We start from the raw sequence: 26,245 nt of genomic DNA on the forward strand, positions 1-26,245 counted from the left end.
AGAAAAAGATTAGCGATAGGCTATTATCACTATCAAGAAAGAATAAAGGTAAAATAAAAACCTAACCAATCTGGTTAAGTTTTCATCATTTATAAATTTATCGTAAAGTCGCAAAGATTTCTTCGACCTGAGCCACAGACTCGGCACGTGAGACTTCGCCACGAACCTTAGCTGCTCCCGCTGTTCCACGAAGATAGTGTGGTGCAAGACCACGGAATTCACGGACAGCAATCTTTTCACCTTTAAGGTCTACCAAACGTTTGAGGTGGTCTTCAGCGATGTCCAATTTCTTATCAAATGGAAGCTCTGGCAACTCCTCTCCTGTTTCGAAGAAGTGGTTGATTTGCGTGAAAATGTAAGGATTGTTCATAGCTGCACGACCCACCATAACAGCATCTACACCAAGTTCTTCAATCATGAGTTTAGCATCTTGAACGCTTCGAACATCACCATTTCCGATAAATGGAATCTTGGTGATAGCCTTAGCAACACGGGCTAAAGTCTCGTGATCACAGTGGCCTGTGTACATCTGCTCACGAGTACGGCCGTGCATAGCAAGGGCAGAAACACCCGCAGACTCAGCCGCAAGAGCATTTTCCACAGCTAAATCACTGTCTGACCAACCTGTACGCATCTTAACGGTCAAAGGAATATCAAGTACTGATGTTACTTCCTTGACGATGTGGTAAATCTTGTCTGGATCCTTGAGCCACTTGGCACCCGCTTCATTTTTGACGACCTTATTGACTGGACAACCCATGTTGATATCAACAATATCAGCCTTGGTATTGGTCTGGATAAAGTCGGCTGCACGCTTCAAGCCCTCAGCATCACCACCGAAAAGCTGGATAGACATCGGATGCTCATTCTCATCAATATGAAGCATATGAAGGGTTTTCTCATTATTGTAGAGGAGACCTTTTTCAGAGATCATCTCCATAACTACGAGACCAGCACCGAATTCCTTGGCAATGGTACGGAAAGCCGAGTTGGTAACACCTGCCATCGGAGCTAATACTGTACGATGAGGAATCTCCACGTTTCCAATCATGAAGGACGAATTAAGTTTAGTCATTGATGAGTTCCTCCAAGTCAGCTTCTGAAAATTCATACTTAGTTTGGCAGAATTGGCAGACGATTTCAGCCCCATGATCCTCGTCTTTCATGGCTTGAAGTTCATCCTTACCAAGCGTCAAGAGGGCATTTTCAAAACGTTCACGTGAGCAATCACACTCAAAGCTAAGCTCCTCTTCAGACAAACGTTTGAAAGGTTCATCCCCATAAATGGCATTCAAGAGAGCTTCGATATGGTCATCAGACTCCAAAAGCGTTGAAATGGCTGGCATCTCTTGGATGCGTTTTTCGTAACGAGCGATTTCTTCTTCGCTAGCTCCTGGTAAAACCTGAAGCATGAAACCACCAGCAACCTTAACCTTGTCCTCTTCGTCAAGAAGTACATTAAGACCAACAGCAGATGGCGTTTGCTCAGATTCTGTCAAATAGTAGGCAAAGTCTTCACCGATTTCACCAGAAATAAGTGGTGTTGATGACGTGTAAGGATTACCAGTTCCATAATCGATGATTGAGACAAACTGCCCTTGCCCCATAAAAGGCCCCACCAAAACTTCACCAGTCGCTGTTTTCTTGATGTCCACACCTGGATTTTGGATATAGCCCTTAACATGTCCTTTGGTATCAGCTACAGAGATGACATGACCAAAAGAGCTGTTTCCGATAACCTTAACCGTAATTTTGCTTTCACCTTTTTGGTTAGCAGCCAAGATTTGGTTGGCAATAAGGGTACGCCCCAAAGCAACTGTCGATGATGATAGAGTATTGTGTTTTTCTTGTGCGGTTCTAACAGTTTCTGTGCTATCAAGAACGTAAGCACGGAAAGAACCTGATTCTGAAATTGTTTTAATTAATTTATCCATAGTGATTCTATTATAACACAAAAAAGAGGGTGGAAAAATCGTAAACGCTCGGCGTTTCGCTTCCACACCCTCTACCAAATTACCATGAAAATTCGGACAGTTTTTCCCTCAAACTTGCTATTTTTCTATCATCAAAATGGTGTTTTTGCCTTATTACAGGTGGCAAATTCTCCAAATACTCAATATAGACGCTGACAAGGAGATTATAGTCATTAGTTGTCAAACGTTTGAGTTGACTATGAATGAAGGTAGTTGCCTGATCATACTGTTCATGGATTAACAAGTCGTCAATGTAGTCATTGCCATCAATCGTGTGACCTTGCTCGTCCTCCACCTGACCTAAATCAATATCCAGAGTCTCAAATTTAAAAGCCTTACTGACCACATTAGCTGTCCCTCGAATTTGATTGAGTAGCCAGTCACTGTTATACACTCCCATATTAGTCCCCTCCATTACTTGCTATTCAAATCTATTATATCTTTTTAAATACCGATTGTAAACGCTTTCTACACTTTGCAATTACTCTGTTACTAACAGTTATCTAGAGCTCATTGCTCGATTTTTCTAGCAAAACAAAAAGGACCATCTGGTCCCTTTAAATTATCAGAGTTTTTACCCAACTGATCCTTCCATTTCATAACTAATCAAGCGGTTAAGCTCAACAGCATATTCCATTGGAAGTTCTTTGGTAAATGGTTCCACAAATCCCATAACAATCATCTCTGTTGCTTCTTGTTCTGAAAGTCCACGACTCATGAGGTAGTAGAGTTGCTCTTCAGAAATCTTAGAAACTTTAGCTTCGTGTTCAAGGGCAACTTGTGAGTTATGGATTTCGTTAAATGGGATAGTGTCTGATTTAGACAAGTCATCCATCAAGATGGTATCACATTCGATGTGAGATACCGATTTCTTAGAATCCTTGTTGAAAGTGACTTGTCCACGGTAGTCAACCTTACCACCGTTACGAGCGATTGATTTAGAAACAATAGATGATGATGTATGCGGTGCATTGTGAATCATCTTAGCCCCTGTATCTTGGTGTTGACCTGCATTGGCGAAGGCAATTGAAAGCATGGTACCACGCGCACCTTCTCCATCAAGGTAAACAGATGGGTACTTCATAGTGACTTCGGCCCCAAGGTTACCATCAATCCACTCAACAGTCGCATTTTTCTTAGCGGTAGCACGTTTAGTTACCAAGTTGTAGACGCTATCTGACCAGTTTTGGATAGTTGAGTAGCGCATGTAGGCACCATCAAGTGCAAAGATTTCAACAATGGCTGCATGAAGGCTAGCCGTTGTGTATGTTGGCGCTGTACATCCTTCAACATAGTGAACGCTGGCACCTTCATCAACGATGATAAGGGTACGTTCAAACTGGGCAGTCGCTTCGTTATTGATACGGAAGTAGGTTTGAAGCGGAATATCCACCTTGACGCCTTTAGGTACATAAATAAAGGTACCACCTGACCAGAAGGCAGAATTAAGGGCCGCAAATTTATTGTCTGTTGGCGGAACCAGTTTTGAGAAGTACTTCTTGAAGAGCTCTGGATGCTCTTTAAGAGCTGAGTCCGTATCTGTAAAGATAATACCCAACTTGTCATACTCTTCTTTCATGTTGTGGTAAACCACTTCTGATTCATACTGAGCTGAGGCTCCAGCAAGATAGGCACGCTCTGCTTCTGGGATACCAATACGTTCAAAAGTTTCCTTGATTTTCTCAGGAACGTCTTCCCAGTCACGAGCAGGTTTGTCTGATGCTTTTTGGAAATATGTCAAGTCATCAAAGTTAATACCAGAAAGGTCTGGTCCCCACTCTTGCATGGCCATTTTGTTAAAGGTTTCCAATGATTTCAAGCGGAATTCAAGCATCCACTCAGGCTCCCCTTTTTCAGCAGACATGGCACGGACCACATCCTCGCTGATTCCTTTTCCTGTTGAAAAGACTGGTGTCACATCGTCATGGAAACCGTATTTATATTCCCCCAAATCAATGGGTTTTGGTTCTACTTTTTCATTTGTTTCAGTCATAGTATTTTCCTTTATTAAAGGTTTGATTCGTTTTCCTTTTTGCTTGGTCAAGGAGACTAACTGCTCCTTGACTTCCTAAAGCTCGCTTCTCTCTATGGCTTTTTTGAGGGCATTCCAAGAGAGTGTTGCACATTTGATACGTTGTGGAAATTTAGAAACCCCCGCCAAGAGCTTGGCTTCGCCTAGCTTATCTTCATCTTTATGATCTCCTTGAATCATAAGAGAGAAAATCTCCGCTAGCTCCAAAGCCTCGGCCTTGTTTTTTCCAATAACTGCATCCGTCATCATACTTGATGAAGCTGTAGAAATGGTACACCCATCACCAGCAAAGGCAATGTCTTCAATCACGTCACCATCAAATTTGACTGACAGATTGATAACATCTCCACAAGTCGGATTATTCAGTTGAAGTTGCTCCACATCAGGTAGGACACCATGATGGTGAGGGCTCTTAGAGTGATCGGCCACAACAGCCATATATAAACTATCTAGTCTAGAGAGTGCCATTGAAAAACTCCTTCGTCGCAAGAATTGCCTCTACAAGCTTGTCGCAATCCTCTTTGGTATTGTAAATATAGAAACTTGCTCGGGCAGCTGATGAGATTCCTAAATGATTAATTAAAGGCTGAGCACAGTGGTGACCCGCACGCACTGCCACTCCTTCATAATCAAGAGCTGTCGCCACATCATGAGGGTGAAGCCCATCAATATTAAAGGCAATAACACCTGCATGCTGACTAGGATCCTCTGGACCATAGACTGTCAGACCATCAATCGCCTGAAGCTTAGGCAAAACATAGTCTACCAATTCTTGCTCGTAAGCATGAATATTTTCCATGCCTAAAGCAGAGAGGTAGTCCACAGCAGTACCAAGAGCAATAGCCCCCGCAATGTTAGGTGTACCAGCCTCAAATTTCCAAGGCAATTCCTTCCAAGTGGCTTCCTGTTCGTAAACGAAATCAATCATCTCACCACCGAATTCAATAGGATTCATCTGGTTAAGAATCTCTTCCTTGCCATAAAGAACCCCAATCCCTGTTGGGCCTAACATCTTATGTCCAGAAAGGGTGAAGAAATCACAATCCAAATCCTGAACATCAATGGCCATGTGGGGCGCCGATTGGGCACCATCCACCACCATATAGGCACCAACTTGGTGAGCAAGCTTGGCAATCTCTTTGACAGGATTGATGCAGCCTAAAACGTTAGAGACCTGAGCTAGACTGACAAATTTTGTCTTTTCAGTAATCTTGTTAGCCAAATCTTCCATATCCAATTGGCCATCTTTCAAGTAGGCGTAAACAAGTTTAGCCCCTGTCTTCTTACAAGCTTCCTGCCAAGGAATGATATTTGAGTGGTGTTCCATAATTGAAATAACCACCTCATCTCCTGGCTCAAGAACCTGCTCTGCAAAACGACCAACCCAGTTAAGACCAGTTGTCGTTCCACGTGTAAAGAGGACCTCTTTGGTTGATTTAGCATTGATAAACTGACGAAGCTTTTCACGACTAGCTTCGTAAGCAGCTGTTGCACGCTCAGCCAAAGTATGCACACCACGGTGAACATTGGCATTGTCCTCATGATAGTAGGCCATGAGAGTGTCCAAAACTACTTGAGGCTTCTGAGTCGTTGCTGCATTATCCAAGTATACCAAAGGTTCATCATTAACTACCTGATCTAAAATGGCAAAATCTTGTCGAATCTTATAGGCATCTAAAGCTGACATCTTATCTCCCTATCTAGATATATCATAGGTTAGACTATCTGCGTCGATAGTTCCTAACGTTTGTTTAGTTTTGTATCAGTTACAGAAATCATTTCATCGCGCACTTCTTTAACTGGGATTTCAGTAATAACTGCTCCTAAGAAACCGCGAATAACCAAACGTTCTGCAGTGTCTTGATCAAGTCCACGACTCATAAGGTAATACATATCCTCTGGATCTACCTGACCGATTGAAGCAGCATGTCCTGCTGTAACTTCGTTTTCGTCAATCAAGAGGATTGGGTTGGCGTCTGAACGTGCCTTGTCAGAAAGCATAAGCACACGGCTTTCTTGTTGTGCATCAGCACCCTTAGCACCTTTGACAATGTGACCAATACCATTGAAAGTCAAAGTACCACGTTCCAAAATAACACCATGTTGTAGGATATGTCCCACAGAGTTGTTACCATAGTTCGTCACACGAGTATCAATCCCTTGAACCTGACGACCTGATGAAAGACCAATAACTTTAAGGTTGGCATGACTTCCATTGCCAATCAAGTCACTATCAAAGTCAGCAATAACATTGCCCTCGTTCATGATCCCGAGAGCCCAGTCAATGCTGGCATCACGACCGATACGACCTCGACGACTAATATAAGTTGTGACGTTTTCACCCAAACGGTCAATAGCCGCAAACTTGACTTGTGCACCGTCTTGAGCAATGACTTCAACTGAAATATTGGCACTAGCTTTTTCAGTCGCTTCACCTAGCGTTTCAAAGCGCTCAAGGTAAGTCAATTTACTGTTTTTACCAGCCACGATCAAAACGTGTTTGTTAAATGGAACATTTGAAGTTCCATCTTGGTAAAAATAGCTTTCAACTGGCAAGTCAACTTCAACATTATCTGGTACATAAAGGACTGCTGCACTATTGAAATAGGCATAGTTATAAGCTGCCAATTTGTCCTCGTCATAGGCTACAGCCTTACCAAAGAAGGCTTCAACGACTTCTGGGATTTCCTCAAGAGCAGTCGTAAGGTCTGTGAAGACCACACCTTGACTAATCAAGTCAGCTGGCAATTGTTCAAGTACAGTATTTGTTCCTACTTGGACCAATTTAGGGTTGTTTCCAAGCGCTGTAAAATCAGGCACATTTGCTGATGGTTCATTTTCAGTAATCGTTCCATCACCGAGATTCCAACGGTGGAATTTAACACGCTCAATTTTTGGAAGAGCCAAACTTTCAATCTTATCAAAGGCTGCTTGACGAAGGTCTTGCAACCAAAGTGGCTCTGCCTTTGCTTGTGAAAAAGCGATAATAGATTCTTTTGACATAGGTTACTCCTTTTCTAGTTATTTCGAGTAACAGACTTACGCTTCTTCGTGGTACTCGTAACCGAGCTCTTCAGCGATTTTCGCATAACCTTCTTGCTCAAGACGAGCAGCCAATTCAGGACCGCCTGAAAGAACCACTTTACCTTCCATCATTACATGTACGACATCTGGAGTGATGTAGTTCAAGAGACGTTGGTAGTGAGTGATAATCATAGCACCGAAGCCTTCGCCACGCATAGCGTTAACCCCTTTTGAAACCACTTTAAGGGCATCGATATCAAGACCTGAGTCAATCTCATCGAGAAGAGCAAACTTAGGTTCCAACATAAGCAATTGAAGAATTTCGTTACGTTTTTTCTCACCACCTGAGAAACCTTCATTAAGGTAACGCTCAGCCATTTCTTCACGCATACCAAGCAATTCCATCTTTTCATCCAATTTAGTGATGAAATCAAGAACAGAAATCTTTTCGTCATCTTCTTTACCAGCGTTCATAGCCGCACGGATGAACTCAGCGTTTGTGATCCCTGGGATTTCAGCTGGATATTGCATAGCAAGGAAAAGACCTAGGCGTGCACGTTCGTCAACTTCCAAGTCAAGGATGCTTTCACCATCAAAAAGGATGTCCCCTTCTGTGATTTCATAGTTTGGGTTACCCATGATAGCAGCTGAGAGGGTAGATTTACCAGTTCCGTTAGGACCCATGATAGCAGCAATCTCACCAGTTTTAAGAGTCAAATTAAGACCCTTCAAGATTTCTTTATCTTCAACAGAAACATGAAGATTTTTGATTTCAAGTACAGACATTGTATACTCCTTTTTCATATATACAGCGAGCACTTGCTCGCTAATTTGCATTATTTTTTTGAAAATAGTCTTGCTATTTTCTGGAAAATAAAAAGAGAACTTCCATTTTCCTTAATTAGAATCATTATAACAAAAAAGCCATTACTTGGCTTTTCAAATGTTTAATTTTTTCGCCCTTGCTTCCATTTTAACATGGTTGCTTGGCGATAATCACTATTCCCGATAAATTTCAGGAAGTTGAAGAGAGGTGTTCGACCAACGCCCCAAATCTCAAGCCCTTCAATCAGAATTTCCATTCCCAAAATCAAACTCAAGAGTAGGAGAATACCACCGAAACGGCTGGAAACGTTTAACAGGAGGGCAATCAATGAAAAGAGGATAGCGATGGCATAAACCACCAGAACCGCCCCTCGATGAGTGAAGCCCATGGCTAGAAGGCGATGATGCAAGTGCATCTTGTCAGCCTCCATGGCTGGACGCCCTGACAATTTCCGGCGGACAATGGCTACCACTGTGTCAACAATAGGCACTCCAAGGATAATAACAGGTGACAAAATAGCCACTGCAGTTGCATTTTTCAATCCTTGCAATGACAAGACACCAATCATAAAGCCAATAAAGAGCGCCCCCGTATCACCTAGATAGATAATTGCTGGATGATAATTGTAGGGGAAGAAGCCCATAATGGCAGCGACCAAGACAAAGATGGTCATGGTCAAGAAAATATCAGTATCATAGAGGAAGAAATAAGAAATCACCCCCATAGTCATAAGGGAAATGATAGAAACTCCTCCAACCAAGCCATCTAAACCATCAATCAGATTAATGGCATTGGTGATGGCCGCAATCCATAACACCGTTAAAATCAAGGTCAGGACTGGCCCAAAATGAATCATGGGACCACCAAATGGAATCTTAAAGCTATCAAATCGGAAGTCTGTAAAAGCCCAAACGATAACAGCTCCAATAACAATACCAAGCATCTTAGGTAGAGGCTTTAATTCCAAGATATCATCAATGAAGCCCGTCAGAGCTACGACAGATCCACCCACAACAACCGGTAAGATATACCTGATGTAGGAAACATGCCAAATATCCTTATGGATAATCATAGGCATAAAGACCAAGGTCGCTAGTACAAAGGCCAACAAAATAGCTAGACCACCAGCACTAGGCATTGGCTTTTTATTGATACGTCTTGCATTGGGATTGTCAACAGCTCCGACACGTAAGGCCAAAGAGCGTACCAAAGGGGTCGTCACGATGGCTATCAAAAAGGTCCCAATCAAAACGAATATATAATTAATGGTCCAAGGCATGTCTTAGCTCCATTTCGTTGCTTGTAGTACCGGTAAGGCGTCCTCTTCCATCAAGATTGTTGCATGCTCTTGTAGGTAGGCACGTGTTCGGTCTGCCACATTCGCATATTCAAGAAAACGCGCATACATATTGTTCGCGTAATAATCAGGCTCATCAGCCAAGTAAAGAAGGACTGTCATATAGTAGACATCCCCAAGTTTATAAAGCTCAGAACCTTCAACAGGCACATCCTTCAAACCTTGCGTAAAAGTCACCACTTGATCAAAGTCAGAGAAGGCCAAGACATAGTGGGTATAGTCTTCACGAATATTTTCTTCAGCCACTTCCTTGGTAGGCTCTGTCATAGCCTTATCAACCTCTTCCAAGGTCTTTTCAAGCTCTTCGAGCTTATGGTGTGCTTCGATGTCACCCTTGTCCATAAAGTTACCCTCAAGAGCCTTGAGGAACTCTTCTGGAGAAAGCCCTGAGTAGTCATCCATATCTGACAAATCGTTGAAATCAAGGTCTTCCTTAAGATCTGATTTAGTCACAAAGACATCCACACGATCCTTGCGTGGCGTGACACGGAAGCTCAGCATCCCACTATTTTTAAAGTTATCAGGCAAGTCCAACTCATCCATGACAGTATAGAAAAATTCCTCTGTTTTTTCCTGGGGAATCAAGAAATCCTTCAATTCCATACCATGTTCTTCAAGATCTTCCATGGTAATCATGATTTTTAGAGTTGTCTCGCTTATTTGTTTCATTTCCATATGTAAAAAACCTCGCACGAGTAGTTATTTCATTATACTAGAAAAGCCAAGAGATAGCAATTTCTGAGCAAGTTTGAGTCTTATTTTGGAAAGGATTTCTAAAAACTTCTTAATACTAACAAAACCTTGTATTTCCCCATTTATACCTGTCATCTATCCTAGATTGGAGTATAATAAAAGTGAAGATATACATGGAGGTGATGACCATGACTGCCTATAAAAAAGGGTGGCTACGAGCTAGCATTGCTGGAGGAATAACGAGTTTATTGACGCTCTTTCTCTACTTATCGGGGCAACCTTATCAAGTAAACAAATCTACCTTTCTTACAGGGCTAATCGTCGCCATCATACTAGCAACTGCACCCATTTACGACGATAATCGTTTATCGCTCAAACAGCAATCTCTTCTCCACTTCTCAATCATGTGTGTTACCATCCTTCCAATTCTCTGTTTGTCCGGATGGTATCCCTTGCATAATATCGTGGACTTCTTGAAAATCCTAGCTAGCTTCTTGACTTGCGGACTGGTCCTATGGTTGCTAGCTTACCTTATCTTTGGAAAACTTCTCCACAAATAATCTCTAAACCAGATAAAAAAGGACTTCAATTGAAGTCCTTTTTCAGTTTACTTGAACGTAATTATCCGAAAATAAGTTTGACAGCTCCATAAAGAAGCACAATAATACCAAGCACGATACGGTATTTTCCGAAAACTGTGAAATCATGTTTCTTAATGTAATTCATCAAGAAGCGAATCACGAACAAGCTGACAACAAAGGCTGTCACACTAGCTACCAAGAGAATAGCCACTTGTCCACCTGTCAAGGTATTCCCGTCAATGAAATACTTAACCGCCTTAAGTCCACTATAACCAAACATGGTTGGAATACCAAGGAAGAAGGTAAAGTCAGCAGCTACGCTACGACTAGTACCAACGATGATACCCCCAAGAATAGTAGCACCTGAACGGCTTGTCCCTGGAATAATACTCAAGACTTGGAAAAGACCAATATAGAAAGCCGTCTTGTAAGACATACGTGCCAAATCCGTTACCTTAGGCTCTACACGTCGATTGCGGTCCTCAATCCAAATAAAGGCAATCCCGTAGACCACCAACATGATAGCTACTACAAAGAAATTACTGAGATGGGCCTCCATCCAGTCATCTAAAAGAAGACCAAAGAAGGCTGAAGGAATACAGGCAATGACCACCTTGAGCCAAAGCTGCCAAGTCAATTGCACTTCACGTGCTGTCTTACCAGGTTGGAAGGGATTCAAACGTTTAAAGTAAATGACCATAACCGCAAGAATAGCACCAAGTTGGATAACGATATTAAACATATCGATGAAGTCTTTACTTTGTCTCAAGTTCAAGAATTCATTCACCAAAATCAAGTGACCCGTAGATGAAATCGGTAGCCACTCAGTGATACCTTCGACAATCCCAAGAAAGACTGCTTTTAGTAATTCAATAATAAATTGTGCCGTTTGCATAATTATCTCCGTTTTAAAATGCTAGCCTCATCACACCAAAAATGATCAAGGCTCCAAATCGTCCTTCCCATTATATCAAATTACAACTTGTATTTGAAGACAATCTTGATATAGAGATTGTTTTTCTAATCCCAACTTATTGTCATTAATCCTAATTTCCTGTAAAATAGTAAGGTATGACATTTTTATAGGAGACATTGTTTCAATGAAAAAAATTATTATAGCCTGCTTTGCAGCGCTCCTCCTCGTTTTTGGCGGAGTATCAAGCGCTCAAGCAGACGAGTATCTCCGTGTGGGTATGGAGGCTGCCTATGCACCTTTCAACTGGACGCAGGACGATAACTCAAACGGAGCCGTTCCAATCGAAGGTACCAAACAGTATGCCAACGGTTATGACGTGCAAATCGCTAAAAAAATCGCTGAAGCTCAAGGCAAGAAACCCTTGGTAGTCAAAACAGCTTGGACAGGTTTGATTCCTGCCCTCACTTCCGGCAAAATCGATATGATCATCGCAGGTATGAGCCCAACAGCTGAACGTCGTCAAGAAATCGACTTTTCAGACAGCTATTACCGAAGCGAACCTGTCATGGTTGTCAGCTCAGACGGTGATTATGCCAACGCTAAGAGTCTCAAAGACTTCAAGGATGCTAAAATCACAGCTCAACAAGGGGTTTATCTCTATAATTTGATTGACCAAATCCCAGGTGTCAGCAAACAAACCGCTATGGGAGACTTCGGTGCTATGCGCCAAGCCCTTGCATCTGGTATCATCGATGGTTATGTTTCAGAGCGTCCTGAAGCAAAAACTGCCGAAGAAGCTAGCTCAAAATATAAGATGATTACGCTTAAAGATGGTGGTTTCCAGGTTTCAGACGATGACGTCTCCTTGGCCGTCGGCCTTCGCAAAGGAGACAGCCAGCAAATGGAACAAGTCAATAAGGTCCTTGCTGGAATCAGCCAAGAGGAACGTGCTAAACTGATGGATCACATCATTGACATCCAACCTGCAGATAAGACTGATGAGGCTAAAAAAGGAAACTTCTTTAGTCAGATGAGCAATATCATCGCTAAGAACTGGCCACAATTCTTACGTGGTACAGGAATTACCCTTCTTATCTCAATTATCGGTACAGTTGTGGGTACTTTCATCGGTCTTATGATTGGTGTTTACCGCACAGCTCCTAAGGCTGCTAATAAATTTGTAGCCTTGCTCCAAAAACTCTTCGGTTGGGTGCTTAATGTCTATATCGAAGTTTTCCGTGGTACGCCAATGATTGTACAATCTATGGTTATCTACTACGGTACTGCCCAGGCCTTTGGTATCAATATTGACCGTACCCTAGCAGCTGTCTTCATCGTTTCTATCAACACTGGAGCCTACATGAGTGAAATCGTTCGTGGTGGTATCTTCGCTGTAGATAAAGGACAATTTGAAGCTGCAACTGCTCTTGGATTTACCCATGGTCAAACCATGCGTAAGATTGTTCTTCCACAGGTTATCCGTAACATCTTGCCAGCTACTGGTAATGAGTTCGTTATCAATATCAAGGATACCTCTGTTTTGAACGTTATCTCTGTTGTGGAACTTTACTTCGCAGGTAACACTGTCGCAAGCCAAACTTATCAATACTTCCAAACATTCTTTGTTATCGCAGCAATCTACTTTGTCCTTACCTTCACAGTGACACGCATCTTGCGTTATGTAGAACGCCGTTTGGATCAAGATACTTACACACAAGGAGGGGTTCACTAATGACTGAGACGATTTTAGAAATTAAAAACCTCAAAAAATCATACGGAAAAAATGAAGTCCTCAAAGATATCTCCCTCAGTGTCAAAAAGGGTGAGGTTATCTCAATTATTGGTTCTTCAGGTTCAGGGAAATCAACCTTCCTTCGCTCTATTAACCTACTCGAATCACCTTCAGGTGGTGAAATCCTCTATCATGGGGACAACGTCCTTGAAAAAGGTTACGACCTCACTACCTATCGTGAAAGACTCGGTATGGTTTTCCAATCCTTCAACCTCTTTGAAAACCTTAATGTCTTGGAAAATGCTATCGTAGCTCAAACAACTGTTCTCAAACGTGACCGTAAAGAAGCTGAAAGCATCGCCAAAGCTAACTTGGAGAAAGTTGGTATGGGGGAACAATACTGGAAAGCTAAACCAAAACAACTTTCAGGGGGACAAAAACAACGTGTAGCAATCGCTCGTGCCCTCTCTGTTGATCCAGAAGCCATCCTCTTTGACGAACCAACTTCAGCCCTTGACCCAGAAATGGTAGGGGAAGTACTCAAGACTATGCAGGAGCTATCCGAAACTGGTTTGACCATGATTATCGTTACCCATGAAATGGAGTTCGCACGTGATGTTTCAGACCGTGTCATCTTCATGGATAAAGGGGTAATCGCTGAACAAGGTAGCCCAGAACAAATCTTTGAAAATCCTAAAGAAGAACGTACTAAGGAATTCCTTAAACGTTTCTTGGGTTAAATACGAAAAAGTTAAGGTTTCGACCTTAACTTTTTTAGATTCTCAGACATATAAAAAAACGGCAACTGCCGTTTTTTTTATTATGATTAGTTACGACGTGTACGTCTGTCAACGAAACCAAGGAAGGCCAATAGTGTCATGAAGATACCTACAAGACTGAATCCTGCTGCAGTTGACTCACCTGTTTCTGGCAAGCTATCTGCTTCTTGTACAGGAGCTTGTTTCTCAGCTTTTGTTTGACCATAATTTACAGGAACTTGCGCTACAGTTTGAGCTGCTTGTTCTTGTGTTGTGAAAGCAATAACTTTACCATCTACATCGTAAACAGGTACTGGTGTGAGACCTTTAGATGTAATGTTAGCGAACTCTTTAGCCAATTGTGTTTGACGCTCTTTGTCTGCCTTAGCTTTCATGTAGTTATCGAAGGCCGTTTGAACAGTCGTGTATTCGCTCGTTAATTTATCACGCTTAGCTGACAATTCAACAAGTTTCGCACGTTCGGTTGAAAGAGCACCTTTGGCTGCAGTAAGTTTAGCAAAGGCTGTTGCACGTTCTGCTTTAGCCTTAGCTAGGTTACCTGAAGCATTTGTAAGGGCTGCTAGACGGTTCTTAGCAGCAGTCAAAGCTTGGTTAGCTTGTGTCAATGCTACTTGTTTCTTAGCAGTATCTTGCTTAGCAGCGTTGTATGCATTTGTCAAACGTTGCAAGGTTGCAGAACTTGTCGCAAGTTTATCTTTAGCTGTTTGAAGCTCTGCTTGTTTTTCATCAAGAGTTGCTTGAGCTTTGCTAAGGGCTGCTGCTTTTTCTTGTGCGTTAGCATTAAGGTTTTCAACTGCAGCGTTAGCTTTTTCCAATTCTGATTTAGCAGTTGCAAGGGCTGCTTGTTTTTCAGAAAGGTTATTCTGAGCAGCTGCCAACTTGCTTGCAGTCGCTTTAAGAGCTGCAAGTTCTGACTGAGTATTCTTAAGCTTAAGAGTTGCTGACTCAGAAGCCGCTTTCTTGCTAGCCAAATCACTTTGAGCTTGATCGTTAGCTTGCTTAGCAGCTTCATAAGCTGCTTTTGCAGCAGCAAGATTTGCATTTGAAGATGATTGAGATTGGTTACCTTCATATGGGTTAGCAATCTTAGTTGTGTCAAAGCTACTATCAGAAGCGATAGAATTTTTATTGACATTGTTTACGTGAACGTTAAAGGCACCGGCAACAACACTGATATCTGTACCAATGTAAGACTCACCACCATCTGCTGTAAGACCAGAGATAGAACGAGCATGGTTCCACTCATTACCGTTAAACATGAAGTCAAGCATAGCTTCATAGACATATTTCTTAATGTCGTTAAGGGTAAATGGTCCTGTCAAACCTTGCCATGTATTAAGGTTTTCACCAATACTTACACTATTAAATGACTTACCAGCACGGTCAAGAGCGGCACTATCATGTCGTTGATGGGTAATAGCTTCCCAACCCCAGTTATCTGCTACATAACCATCTGAAACACGGTCAGCCGCAAGAACACTACCTTTTGAAACAGATGTTTGAGTTGTACCAAAGGCTGTACGAATTTGGTTAATCAAACTTGAAGCATACAATGACAAATCTGTAATTTGAGCTTCACTAAGGTTATTCAAATCACTAATTTTAACATTTTTATCCGCTTCATTATCTTGATAACTATTGTTACCACGATCACGTTTATTAACGTTCTTCAAGACTTGTTCAGCTTGAGCTTTTTCTGCTGCGGTCGCTGTTTTAGACTCATGAATCTTAAGAGCATTGACATACTCTTGTGACACTGAGAATTTTTGACGAACATTAGCTGTTGAAGTTGTTGAAGATTCTGCTTTTTTCTTAGCTGCTTCAGCGGCTGCAAGAGCAGCTGCCTTTTCATTAGCTACTGTTTGAGCAGTCTCATAAGCTGCTTTAGCTTGGTTTGCTGCATTTTGATCTGCAGTCAATTGCCCTTCTTTAGCTGAAATAGCAGTAGCTTTTTCTTTATCAGCTGCCTGAGCGGCTGCCAATTCTTCTTGAGCTTTTTTCTCAGCTGCTGTTGCAGCATCAAAAGCTGATTGTGCTTTAGCCTGATTCGAAGCTGCCTCAGAAGCGCTAGAACCATTAAGGGCTGCTTTAGTGGCATCTACTGATTTTTGAGCATTAGCCACTTCAGTAGCTTTTGCATTGACATTAGCTTGATCTGTATTAACGACAGCTTGCTGTTTGTCTGCTGCATCTTTGGCAGTTTTTTCTGCAGATTGAGCTGTTTCGACTGCTGACTTAGCTTCCTTAGCTGCATTTTCAGCAGTAGTTACTTGACCTTGAGCGGTAGCAATAGTTTCTGGACTTGCTTCATCGGCTGCTGTTTGTGCCTTTTGCAAGTTAGCATCTGCTGTCGCTAGGTTTGCTTGAGCCTGGTTTGCATCTGCTTCATGATTAGCAACTACTGACTCTTGTTGCGATACTGCTTGATTTGCAGCGCTGGCTTGTTCTCTAGCCGCTTCGACTTGGGCTTGAGTTGGGACAGCTTGTGTAGCTGTCGATGATACTGATGCTGTTGTTGAGGCTTGATCGTTTGTCGTTACCTCATCAGCTTTAGCAACTGTAGCAGAAACTGCAAGTGCTGCAATTCCGGCTGTCGCCAAAACCTTTTTATTCATAAGACGAACTCCTTTTTATGTTAAAAATTCACTACTATATAATAACATTTTAATAATCCTGAAACAAGATGCTGACTCCTAATTTTTAAAATTTAATTATTTTATAAGCTTTCATAGCCTGTTTACAAAAATCATTAAATTGTTAGTCAAAAGTAGAGTTGCTGTTTCAAAGTCCTTTTTTAGTCTTTGATTCTGCCTTATCGTTTTATTCTATCAAAACTTCGTTACAGTTTCTTAACTTTCTTTAAACGTTTTTTTGATATAATGTGTACTCATCATATGCAAATGGAGGAGAAAAGTGGCAAAATCATTAAAAACATTGAGTAACATCTTACTAGGAATGCTCTCACTGGCCTTGTCTTATTGGTTTTATAGGGGGCATCTCGAACAGTACGTTCATTACATCGCCCATTATGGCTCCTACTTTCAAGTCTTACTCAACCTAGTCATTATTGTCCTACTGAGTTACTTTGTCTACGCTTTTTTGAAACTCCTTCTTACTAGAAAGCTGAAAAAACAGACACTACTCCTACTCTACTTCATTTACTTTCTTGCTCTCTTCTACCTACTTTTCTTGAAAAACATTGGTACCCAGGGTCTATCACTTAACCCCCTTTCCTTCGCTCGGGAATTATATTGGGGTAGCCACTTCGTTCCCATCATGAACCTGTTAATGTTCATCCCTCTGGGACTCCTCTTTTCTTCACGATTGAGTAATCTCCTACTCTGTCTCCTTACCCTTTTCTCCGTCGAATCCATTCAATACTTCGGACATTTAGGAGTCTTTGATTTGGGAGATATCACCTTAAATATGTTAGGTATCCTTGTCGGAACTGCTATCCATCAACTCCCTCAATTTCAAACAGTTATCAAAAAGATTTTAAGTTAAAAAACTTCCAGAATTAATTTGGGAGTTTTTTTGTTTGTTCTATAGATTAATCATCGTCAGAAATTTTTAGAGGAATGCAGAAAAACAGCCCTCTACATCTAGAGAGCTGTTTTGAACTCGGGCTAAAATCCTAGTGAATAAAAAAACTGCCCCATCATAGAGCAGTTCCATTTTCGTGTATTCAATTGAACAAGGCCTAGGCACTTGTATCTTGAATTAACGACGAAGTCCGAGTGAGCTGATCAACTCACGGTAACGGTTGACGTCTGTGCGGCGAAGGTATGCCAACAAGTTACGACGGTGACCGATTTTTTTCATCAAACCACGGTAAGTAGCGTGGTCTTTTTTGTGTTGTTTAATGTGTTCGTTAAGGTGGTTGATTTCCCAAGTAAGGACAGCAACTTGAACCTCTACTGAACCAGTGTCACCTTCGTGACGTGCGTATTGAGCAATGATTTCATTTTTTTTCTCTTTTGAGATTGCCATGTTTTTTCTCCTTTTTTTGCTCCATCCGAGTCTTAGGATTGGCTCTCCTAAAACCAAGAAAGAGTTGGTTTGTCTTTACGACCTCTCTATTTTAGCTCATCTACTAATCTTTGTCAATCGCAAGATTTCACTGATTAAGTTTTTGAAGCTTAGACTTTTTTGCCATTTTTGCATTCAGAAAGAATCCAAGGAAAAGTAGGAAACTTACGATAGCATAAGCTAGAAAAATCCAACTAAAACTTGGAGATATGAGTGCTAACAATTTCAAAACATAAGGGGAAATGGCTGACCCTAGGTTACACCCTAAGAGGACATAGGCTGTCGCCTTATTCAACAGATTTCTAGCAATAGACTCAGAAAGTCGGTTAAAGATAATTGTCAAAATAATACTATAAAAGAAACCAACACCAACTGAAGATAAAATCAAAATCGGTAAGTTACTAGCCACTGACATCCCAAAGAGACAAACCGCTAACAAGAACATCACTATAAGCAAAAGACGATTTTTAAAATGTCCTATAAGCGAGGCGAAACTCAGTCCAGCTACAATTCCAATTCCCTGATCTAAACTCAGTACTAAGGCTGATTGACCACTCTCAATAGTCTTACCAGCAACTTGAAACAGAGGCACGCGCAAACTAATCGAAGAATTGATACAGATGACAAAACCTGCTAAAAGAGCCATGCCAAGAATCATACCAAGGTCTTTTTTGTTCAGAACTTGTTTTCTTTTTGTAATCTGCTTCTTCTCCACCTGCTCCATCGATGGCACAAAAAGGAGGTACATAATCAAAATCACAAAACCAAAACCATAGATAAGAAAGGCAAAGGTCCAATGAATTTTCAGTAATTGTCCAACTAAAAGAGAACAAGAAGCTCCACCAATCAACTCCATAGAGCCACGAATACCTAACATCTGAACTCGCTCTTTACCTTGATAACGTTGGCTGATAATGGCAATCGCCTTAGCATTGATAAGACCAATCCCCATTCCAAAAGCAATACGTGACAGTAAGACAAGAGGATAGGCTTGTACAAAAAAAGGAAAAATCCCAGCACTACTAAGTAAGAGCAGCCCAGTCACAATTAGCTGTCTATCACTTAGCCATTTGTCAATAAATGAATTAAGTAAGAGCATCGCGACTACGGAAAATGAAGGGACAGATACTAAAAGCTCCACTTGCGCGGCAGAAAAGGTTGGGCTATAGTAGTCCAACATAGGTGGTAACGCTGTTGAAATCGAAAAGGCCGAAATCAAGAGCAAGGATAGCCCAAGCAGGCTCATTTTTTCTAAAATTCGTGTCATAATATAGGGATAAGAATATCCTTTCCTTACTTGTCTAATAGTTATTTTTTCATTATAATCTAAGGAGACTTTAAAAAATAGGACCTAGGTCCTAAAAAAGGAGATGTATGCGTAATCATACCATAAGACCTCAACTTGACCAGGTCTTTCCACCCCCCTACCTCAACCAATTACAGAAAGTCACCTTTCAAAAGAACGATTATATTTGTACCCAAGGGCAAGCTATCACTGAGCTGACCTACATTTTATCAGGAAAGGTAAAAATTGTTCGTTCTCTCTTCAATGGTAAAGAACATATCCTAGAAACGCTCAATCAACCTCAAATATTGGGAGATGTAGAACTTATGACCAACCAACCAGCAGGATCATCAGTCATTGCTTTAGAAGATGTTCAAGCAGTTCAGCTCCCATTAAATAATAAAGAAGAACTCCTCAAAGACCCTGTTTTTCTCTACCAAATTGGACGTAACCTAGCTATGGCACTGCATAAGCAAGGTATCACTGCCTCAACGAATGCTAGCTACTCTGTCAAAGAGCGTCTGGCCACCCATATTTTGAATAGTGAAGAAGAGAATATCTTTCAATTATCGCCATCCATTTTAGCTTCCCGTTTTGGGACTAGCTATCGTCATGTACAGCGAGTCATCAAACAATTTATCGACCAGGGAATTATTGAAAAAGAGGCTTTTAAAACCTATCGTATTTTAGAGAGACAAACCTTGGAGAAACTGGCTTTTATCGATTAGAAAAAGCCTCACTTTAATCCTTGATGGTTTAATTTTCAACCCTTTTGTGCTATAGTTATAAACAAGTAAATCAAAGAAAATAGAGGTAAACAAATGGACGCTCAAACCAAAATTATCCGCGCCAGCCATATGATTGATATGAATGATATCATTCGCGAAGGAAATCCAACCTTGCGTGCTGTCGCTGAAGATGTAACCTTCCCACTGTCAGACGAAGATATTATCCTAGGTGAAAAAATGATGCAGTTTCTTCGTAACTCACAAGATCCTGTTATTGCCGAAAAAATGGGGCTTCGTGGAGGAGTCGGTCTTGCAGCCCCTCAATTAGATATCTCAAAACGCATTATCGCCGTTCTCGTTCCAAATCCTGAAGACGCTGAAGGTAACCCACCAAAAGAAGCATATAGCCTTCAAGAAATCATGTACAACCCTAAAGTAGTTGCCCATTCTGTTCAGGATGCTGCTTTGGGCGATGGCGAAGGATGCCTCTCAGTTGACCGCGACGTCCCTGGTTACGTGGTTCGTCATGCTCGTGTAACTGTTGAATACTTCAACAAAGAAGGCGAAAAGCAACGTGTTAAACTCCGTGGTTACAACTCAATCGTTGTTCAACATGAAATCGACCATACTAACGGTATCATGTTCTACGACCGCATCAATAAAGACAATCCATTCGCCATCAAAGATGGACTCTTAATTATCGAATAAAGAAAACCTCAGTAGAAATACTGGGGTTTTAGTTTGAAGATAAGGCATTAGTACCACTTTATAGCTAAGTCAAAGTAGAAAAGAACCGACTTCGTCGATTCTTTTTTCATTGTCTGAACCTGTCCTCAGACAAGCATATTGTATAGTGTTTCGTTACCGTGAAGGTTGATATAACTTGGGTCAAAGGCCGAAAGACGCTCGAGAAGTCCATCATAGTCGTTCTTATCACTAAGAGCTATACCAATGAGAACCGGACCTTTTCCTTTATTAGCACGTTTGATGTACTCAAAACGAGTGATATCATCATTTGGTCCCAAGATATCATTTACAAATTCACGAAGGGCACCAGGACGTTGTGGGAAGTTAACCACAAAGTAATGCTTGATACCATCGTAGATAAGCGCACGTTCTTCCATCTCTGGCATACGGTTGATGTCATTGTTACCACCTGAAATGATGCAGACGATGGTTTTTCCTTTAATCTCATCTTTGATCACTTCCAAAGCTGCCACTGATGCCGCACCTGCGGGTTCTGCAATGGTACCAACCTTAGAGTACATATCAATTAGGGTTTCTGAAATCAATCCTTCATCAACTCCCAAGAGGCGGTCAACATATTTACGTGCGACTTCATAGGTCTTGACACCTACCTTTTGAACAGCAATCCCGTCCGCAAACTTATCAATTTCTTCGAGTTTTACAGGATAACCACGGTCAAAGGCAGCACGCATACTACGAGCACCACTAGCCTCAACACCAATAACCTCCATAGATGGTGCTACATCCTTGATATAGGTAGATACACCAGAGATAAGGCCACCGCCTCCGACTGGAACCAAGATACTATCAAAGGAAACACCTTCCTCTTGAGCCTGCTCATAAATTTCATAAGCAACAGTTCCTTGCCCCGCTTGGACATTATAATCGTCGAATGGATCAATGAAAGTCATCCCTTCAGACTTGGTATATTCCTGTGCTGCTTGAGCAGAAGCATCAAAGGTATCTCCCACCAATTTGATTGTTACAAACTTGCCACCAAAGAAACGGACTTGACCAATTTTTTGGAGAGGTGTTGTTACTGGCATAAAGATGGTTGCCGGAATCTTCATCTCGTTACAAGTGTAGGCAACCCCCTGAGCATGGTTTCCGGCTGATGCACAAACCACACCACGCGCCTTATCCTCATCACTCAATTGATGGATAGCATAGTAAGCTCCACGCAATTTGAAAGAACGTACCTTTTGCATATTTTCTTTTTTAATATAAATAGTCGCCCCGTATTTTTCAGATAAGTAGCGATCAAAATCCAGTGGTGTGCGTTCCACCACGTTTTTTAAGACTTCATTAGCCTTTACGATATCATTTGCAGTAATCATTGGCTCTCCTTTGACACAATATTCAAACTATTTCTATTGTATCACAATTTTCAGAAAAAATAGCAGCCAGTATAAAGAAAACTCCTTGTTTACACAAAGAGTTCTACTTATTATTTATCAACTTTTTTTGACATCAAGAAGTTACGAAGAGCTGCAAGGGTTGCCGCACCTGCAAGGACAATAGCTGTAAGGATAGCTACAGCGTGTTCTCCCCACTTGTGAGATTTTGCTGTTTTAGCAATTGTAGCCTTAAGATCTTCAGTTGTTCCTTTTTCACCTGCTTGCGTCGTTGTCTTACTTGCAAGGTTAAGATCTTGACTACCATTGTAAGTGTTATCTGACGAAGCTGTATTGACAAGGTCTTGACGGCTACTGCGAGTATAGCTGACATTTGTTGTAATGCTATCAATCATCTCAACAATATTTCTGATTGTTGTTGCATCGTACAAGCCACCCTCAGTATCTTTCAAGATAGATACTGCTAATTTTTCAATAGAAACTTCTGAAGAAGCTGCTACCATAGAGTGAGATTCTGAGCTTGCTGTTTCTGAATATCTTGCATAGTTGCTAAAGAGTGATGCTGCTTCTGTAATCGTTTCAGAAGTACTTGGTAAGGTTTCTGAGACGCGAGGAGCTACAGAGAGTCTATTCCAACTATTGATGTTTTCTGATAGTCCATCAAGGATGACTTCCTCTGATGTGCTTACTGTTTCTGAAATCGCCGAAGTCACTTCTGAAGTGCTCACTTGACTTTCTGATTCTGTCAATGAAACAGCTGGTTCTTCAACTACTTCTGATTCTGAAACGACTGTGCTGATTGAATTCTCTGATTCAGATGCTGAAGTCTCTGAAGTTGATGCTTCTGAGATAATATCAGTTTCTGAGACCTTCGATGATACTGTTGTGCTTTCTGATACTTCTGACGGAGCAACTGAGACAATTGTGCTTGTAGTTTCTGAAACAAGGCTAGTGCTTGCCTGACTCTCTGATTCTGTCAAAGAAGCCACTGGTTCAACTACTGCATGTGATTCTGAAATTGCTGTCGTCGTTGAAATTGCTGACTCTGAAATTGATGCTACTGAACTATTTTCAGTTTCTGATGCTTCCGATGATACTGTTACACTTTCTGATACTTCTGATGAGACTGTTGAGGCAGCTGTGCTTGCAGCCTCTGAAGCTGGTGTAGTGGAATCTGATGCTACTGTACCTTGATCCGTATTAGATACTGAGTTGTCATCTTTCTTATCATGTGCGGTCTCTGACACAGCTATCGCCACTGGAACAGCTGCTGAGTTTACTAACTCGTCAACTGATGGTGCTGGTTTAGTTGTTTCATCGAGTTTAGGAGCTTCAACAGATGGTTTCGTATCAGTTGGAGCCTCTGAACCTTTATTTACTGTTGTATTTTCTGATTTAGCTGTTACTGAGCTTGCTTCAGATGTTACGGTATTATCTACTTTCTTACCAGATCGGTTAGTAACTGGTTTCAAGACAACAGGTTCTACCGGTGTTGCTGTTGTGTCTTCCTTGATATAGAGCATGTTCCAAAGAGTTAGTTTAGGAACTGAAATGACAAGCACTGGTTGACCATTTTCATCTGTTTCAAGACTTGCTTGTGCCTTCTTCATGCTTGAAGTTGCCCAATCATCTGGTGATGTCACATAGACTTGATCAGCAATTTTAGCTGCTTCTTGGGCTGTTTTACCTGCTAGACTAAGACGAACTGTGAGATTTTCTTGTGCGTCCGGTGTTTTATTGTCCGCATAACCCTCTTCATTATGCCAGCCCGCATTGATGCCCATCATATTAATCATTTGAACAGTTGAGAAACCTTTTCCTGATTTAGCAAATGTCCAAACTTGATCTCCTGTAACACCAAGAACATCCTTAGAAAGGATTTCACCAGCAGCATTCTTTGTAGATACAGACTGAGTGCTATTAGTCACACCCTCACCACGGAGAAGATTTTCATAAGCAGTGATAAACTGTTGGTAATTGTAAAGCTTACGAATAGTGTCCTTAGCTACACTGAGGTATTGCGTTGGGTAATAGGCACTTTGAAGAACGTTAAGGGCTGCATTAGCATTGGCAAGGGCTGCAATGGACATGTGATAGCCACCGGCTGCAGCTACTGTCGCATCTACGAGAAGTGTCGCATCAGCTTGCAATGGTTTACCAGCAAGGGCATCTTTACCCGCACCGTTAGTTGCTTTTCCGCCAGGAACAGTATAGTCAATACCTGGTTCTTCCATGTAGGCACCAACGATAAGTGATTTACCAGTTTTATTGCGTACCATATCGATACGTGCTTTCAAATCACCATAGGCAACCTGCATACGTCCTGGAATAACTGAACCACCATTTGTCCAAAGCTCATTATAAACAACATCTTGACGTGCCTTGGCTAGTTTATCGTCATTACCACCATTAACATCATTGATTGTGATGTAGTACTTTTCACCGATGAGATCTTTCATAGCATTAATAAATGACGCATATGAATCAGACATCATGTGTGAGTCAGCCTCGTCTGTGCTGTTACGGTGCTCATAATCAGTCACACGGTTGTCACCAATTGTATCACCTTGCCAACCATCGAATCCCATACGATCCATAGCTGATTTCATGACACCTGCGATATATTTTTGCCAATCTGGATTCGCCGGATCATAGTAAACTTGAGTTGGGTTATCACCGATAGTGTAAGTCATCGGTTCACCCTTCTTACCAAAGCTATCGTAGAAGTTATAAGCCAAAGCAGCAAGTGGAAGGGCTGGATTCTTTGGATTTGAATCTGCTGAAATCATGTTATAAAGCATGGCAACAGCACCTGACTTATGAACTTGGTCAACCAATTCTTTAATAGCCTTAGTGTCAACCTGAGTGTGACTCCAGGTATTCCATTTTTGAACAAAGCTATCGACACCTTCTGGGAAAGGATCTGTAGCTTCATTATAAGCATCATAGAAGAAATATGAGTTAATATTCATAGACTTCATGAGCTCAAGCTCTTTACGGTAGGCTTCAAGATTTTTAACAAGAATACTGTTTTGATCAGTTGGCGAACCTGCTACGATACCGTAACGTGGGAAAACTGTCCAATCATCTTCAACAGACAAGCCAGCACGCTTGCTTGACAAAGTACTACCAGATTTATCGTTGACACTGATTGTCACCAAGTAACCTGTATTGTTTGTCAACCACTCTGACGCTACTGTCAAGTTTGAAACCTTGGCTGAAGCTCCTGCCGCTAGCGTAAGGTCAACGTTATCTTGACCGATAATTTCTGAAGCATGTTGAAGTGTCAAGTTGACAGTCATCGTCTTAGTTTCTGCTGTTGGATTAGACACAACAACGGAATAATTAATATCACCATCTGTCTTGCTATAAGCTGCTTTTGTTGTTTCTGGATCTGTCAAGTAAGCATCACCATTCAAGTTTTGCTCTGTCACTTCTGTAACTGGTGTTACTTGAGCAGTTGAATGGCGTCCTGCCTCAGTAGCATTATCAGATGATGATGTGATAGTTTCCACAGCAGCTGACTCAGGAGCTAATGCTTCACTGGCTACAAGCGTTTCTGAGCTAGCACTCTCTGCTGGCACAGCTTGTGAAAAGATTGTAGAAGCTGTCGCTGTTGTTGCAGTATCTGTCGCAACAGCGGCAGATGATGGACCTACTTCTGTTGTCGCTACTGGAGCAACGGCCTCAGTTGGTACCACCACCAAGTTATCTGCTTCAGTTGTAATAACTGGTTTTGTTGCTTCTGAACTGACCACGTTATCTGCCTTGGTGACCTGATTCATCCCTAGGACACCACCGGCTACAAACAAACCTGATAATAATTTAGTTGACGCTACTTTCTTTGACATATCTCTCTATCCCTCTAAAAAAGTTTAAATCACCTCGGCGTTTCAAATTATCACTATTTGTATTTGCATGCTGTAAACTCGAGTTATTTTTAGTTTCATAAAAATCGCTTGGTGTTTCTTATAAAATTAATGTTAACTTAATCTTTTTTGTAAGACAAGGGAATTTCCGGTAATCCTCGTAAACGGTAATTTTTTCATCATGAATGGTCAGGTTTTTTCAGAAATTTGAGAACAACATTTTCTAATTTCATTAAATATTCACTTGATTCAGTCTACTTAAAATGACAAAAATAAATCCCAAATAATGAAAATCCATCACCTAAATAGTTCATGCGAT

The 26,245-nt window shown here is 41.4% G+C and carries 22 protein-coding genes; 6 read left to right on the forward strand and 16 right to left on the reverse strand.

Going from position 1 to position 26,245, the window contains the following annotated elements; all coding sequences use genetic code 11:
* Positions 1–97 precede the first annotated feature (97 nt).
* The 10 genes from dusB to mecA form a co-directional block, all read right to left on the reverse strand.
* A complete protein-coding gene (gene dusB / locus HMPREF1519_RS02580) occupies positions 98–1,075 on the reverse strand; it encodes a tRNA dihydrouridine synthase DusB (protein ID WP_002883588.1) in 978 nt (325 codons plus the stop codon).
* Positions 1,068–1,934 (reverse strand): Hsp33 family molecular chaperone HslO, encoded by an 867-nt coding sequence (gene hslO / locus HMPREF1519_RS02585; RefSeq protein WP_037611134.1) that lies wholly within the window; start codon positions 1,932–1,934, stop codon positions 1,068–1,070. The genes dusB and hslO overlap by 8 nt, the downstream gene beginning before the upstream one ends.
* Before the next feature lie 79 nt (positions 1,935–2,013).
* Positions 2,014–2,373 (reverse strand): hypothetical protein, encoded by a 360-nt coding sequence (locus HMPREF1519_RS02590; protein ID WP_002883594.1) that lies wholly within the window; start codon positions 2,371–2,373, stop codon positions 2,014–2,016.
* 174 nt (positions 2,374–2,547) lie between these two features.
* Positions 2,548–3,966 (reverse strand): Fe-S cluster assembly protein SufB, encoded by a 1,419-nt coding sequence (gene sufB / locus HMPREF1519_RS02595; RefSeq protein ID WP_002883666.1) that lies wholly within the window; start codon positions 3,964–3,966, stop codon positions 2,548–2,550.
* 75 nt (positions 3,967–4,041) lie between these two features.
* Complete coding sequence (sufU, locus tag HMPREF1519_RS02600) at positions 4,042–4,473, reverse strand: Fe-S cluster assembly sulfur transfer protein SufU (RefSeq protein ID WP_037611135.1); 432 nt, start codon at positions 4,471–4,473, stop codon at positions 4,042–4,044.
* Complete coding sequence (locus HMPREF1519_RS02605; RefSeq protein WP_037611136.1) at positions 4,460–5,692, reverse strand: cysteine desulfurase; 1,233 nt, start codon at positions 5,690–5,692, stop codon at positions 4,460–4,462. Before HMPREF1519_RS02605 ends, sufU begins: the two co-directional genes overlap by 14 nt.
* A gap of 53 nt (positions 5,693–5,745) precedes the next feature.
* Positions 5,746–7,008: a Fe-S cluster assembly protein SufD gene (sufD, locus tag HMPREF1519_RS02610; protein ID WP_013989976.1), complete on the reverse strand. Its 1,263-nt coding sequence runs from the start codon at positions 7,006–7,008 to the stop codon at positions 5,746–5,748.
* Positions 7,009–7,044: 36 nt separating this feature from the next.
* Positions 7,045–7,815: a Fe-S cluster assembly ATPase SufC gene (sufC, locus tag HMPREF1519_RS02615; RefSeq protein WP_002883600.1), complete on the reverse strand. Its 771-nt coding sequence runs from the start codon at positions 7,813–7,815 to the stop codon at positions 7,045–7,047.
* 161 nt (positions 7,816–7,976) lie between these two features.
* Positions 7,977–9,134 carry a glycosyltransferase family 4 protein gene (locus tag HMPREF1519_RS02620; protein ID WP_002883603.1) on the reverse strand — a complete coding sequence of 386 codons (1,158 nt, stop codon included), beginning with the start codon at positions 9,132–9,134 and terminating at the stop codon, positions 7,977–7,979.
* Between the two features lie 3 nt (positions 9,135–9,137).
* Positions 9,138–9,887, reverse strand: a complete 750-nt coding sequence (mecA, locus tag HMPREF1519_RS02625) for an adaptor protein MecA (protein WP_002883698.1) — start codon at positions 9,885–9,887, stop codon at positions 9,138–9,140.
* Between the two features lie 206 nt (positions 9,888–10,093).
* On the opposite strand from mecA, the gene HMPREF1519_RS02630 reads away from it, so the two are divergent.
* Positions 10,094–10,465: a DUF3021 family protein gene (locus HMPREF1519_RS02630; protein WP_022496532.1), complete on the forward strand. Its 372-nt coding sequence runs from the start codon at positions 10,094–10,096 to the stop codon at positions 10,463–10,465.
* A gap of 61 nt (positions 10,466–10,526) precedes the next feature.
* Here the strand turns inward: HMPREF1519_RS02630 and HMPREF1519_RS02635 are convergent, their stop codons facing one another.
* Positions 10,527–11,381: an undecaprenyl-diphosphate phosphatase gene (locus HMPREF1519_RS02635; RefSeq protein ID WP_002883622.1), complete on the reverse strand. Its 855-nt coding sequence runs from the start codon at positions 11,379–11,381 to the stop codon at positions 10,527–10,529.
* A 205-nt stretch (positions 11,382–11,586) separates the two neighbouring features.
* Here HMPREF1519_RS02635 and HMPREF1519_RS02640 point away from each other — a divergent pair, with 205 nt between their 5' ends.
* Both HMPREF1519_RS02640 and HMPREF1519_RS02645 read left to right on the forward strand, forming a co-directional pair.
* Positions 11,587–13,134, forward strand: coding sequence for an ABC transporter substrate-binding protein/permease (locus HMPREF1519_RS02640; RefSeq protein WP_022496531.1), 1,548 nt, complete (start codon positions 11,587–11,589; stop codon positions 13,132–13,134).
* Positions 13,134–13,874 (forward strand): amino acid ABC transporter ATP-binding protein, encoded by a 741-nt coding sequence (locus HMPREF1519_RS02645; RefSeq protein ID WP_002886432.1) that lies wholly within the window; start codon positions 13,134–13,136, stop codon positions 13,872–13,874. Before HMPREF1519_RS02640 ends, HMPREF1519_RS02645 begins: the two co-directional genes overlap by 1 nt.
* 86 nt (positions 13,875–13,960) lie before the next feature.
* Here HMPREF1519_RS02645 and HMPREF1519_RS02650 read toward each other — a convergent pair whose 3' ends face one another.
* Positions 13,961–16,528: an SEC10/PgrA surface exclusion domain-containing protein gene (locus tag HMPREF1519_RS02650; RefSeq protein ID WP_022496530.1), complete on the reverse strand. Its 2,568-nt coding sequence runs from the start codon at positions 16,526–16,528 to the stop codon at positions 13,961–13,963.
* Positions 16,529–16,868: 340 nt separating this feature from the next.
* On the opposite strand from HMPREF1519_RS02650, the gene HMPREF1519_RS02655 reads away from it, so the two are divergent.
* A complete protein-coding gene (locus tag HMPREF1519_RS02655) occupies positions 16,869–17,417 on the forward strand; it encodes a VanZ family protein (RefSeq protein ID WP_045002105.1) in 549 nt (182 codons plus the stop codon).
* A 216-nt stretch (positions 17,418–17,633) separates the two neighbouring features.
* On the opposite strand, the gene rpsO is transcribed toward HMPREF1519_RS02655, so the two are convergent.
* On the reverse strand, positions 17,634–17,903 hold the full coding sequence (rpsO, locus tag HMPREF1519_RS02660; RefSeq protein WP_002883618.1) for a 30S ribosomal protein S15: 270 nt from the start codon (positions 17,901–17,903) through the stop codon (positions 17,634–17,636).
* 127 nt (positions 17,904–18,030) lie between these two features.
* On the reverse strand, positions 18,031–19,209 hold the full coding sequence (locus HMPREF1519_RS02665; protein WP_022496528.1) for an MFS transporter: 1,179 nt from the start codon (positions 19,207–19,209) through the stop codon (positions 18,031–18,033).
* Positions 19,210–19,316: 107 nt separating this feature from the next.
* Here HMPREF1519_RS02665 and HMPREF1519_RS02670 point away from each other — a divergent pair, with 107 nt between their 5' ends.
* Together HMPREF1519_RS02670 and def are read left to right on the forward strand one after the other, a co-directional pair.
* Positions 19,317–19,955 (forward strand): Crp/Fnr family transcriptional regulator, encoded by a 639-nt coding sequence (locus HMPREF1519_RS02670; protein WP_022496527.1) that lies wholly within the window; start codon positions 19,317–19,319, stop codon positions 19,953–19,955.
* A 93-nt stretch (positions 19,956–20,048) separates the two neighbouring features.
* Positions 20,049–20,663 carry a peptide deformylase gene (def, locus tag HMPREF1519_RS02675; RefSeq protein WP_002883663.1) on the forward strand — a complete coding sequence of 205 codons (615 nt, stop codon included), beginning with the start codon at positions 20,049–20,051 and terminating at the stop codon, positions 20,661–20,663.
* Between the two features lie 125 nt (positions 20,664–20,788).
* Here def and ilvA read toward each other — a convergent pair whose 3' ends face one another.
* Both ilvA and HMPREF1519_RS02685 read right to left on the reverse strand, forming a co-directional pair.
* Positions 20,789–22,039, reverse strand: a complete 1,251-nt coding sequence (gene ilvA, locus HMPREF1519_RS02680) for a threonine ammonia-lyase IlvA (protein WP_022496526.1) — start codon at positions 22,037–22,039, stop codon at positions 20,789–20,791.
* 110 nt (positions 22,040–22,149) lie between these two features.
* Entirely contained in the window at positions 22,150–25,908 is a 3,759-nt protein-coding gene (locus HMPREF1519_RS02685) for a glycoside hydrolase family 66 protein (RefSeq protein WP_037611137.1), read from the reverse strand.
* Between the last annotated feature and the right edge of the window lie 337 nt (positions 25,909–26,245).

It is taken from the genome of Streptococcus sp. SR4, from assembly GCF_000517725.1.
Classification (GTDB): Bacteria; Bacillota; Bacilli; order Lactobacillales; family Streptococcaceae; genus Streptococcus; species Streptococcus salivarius_F.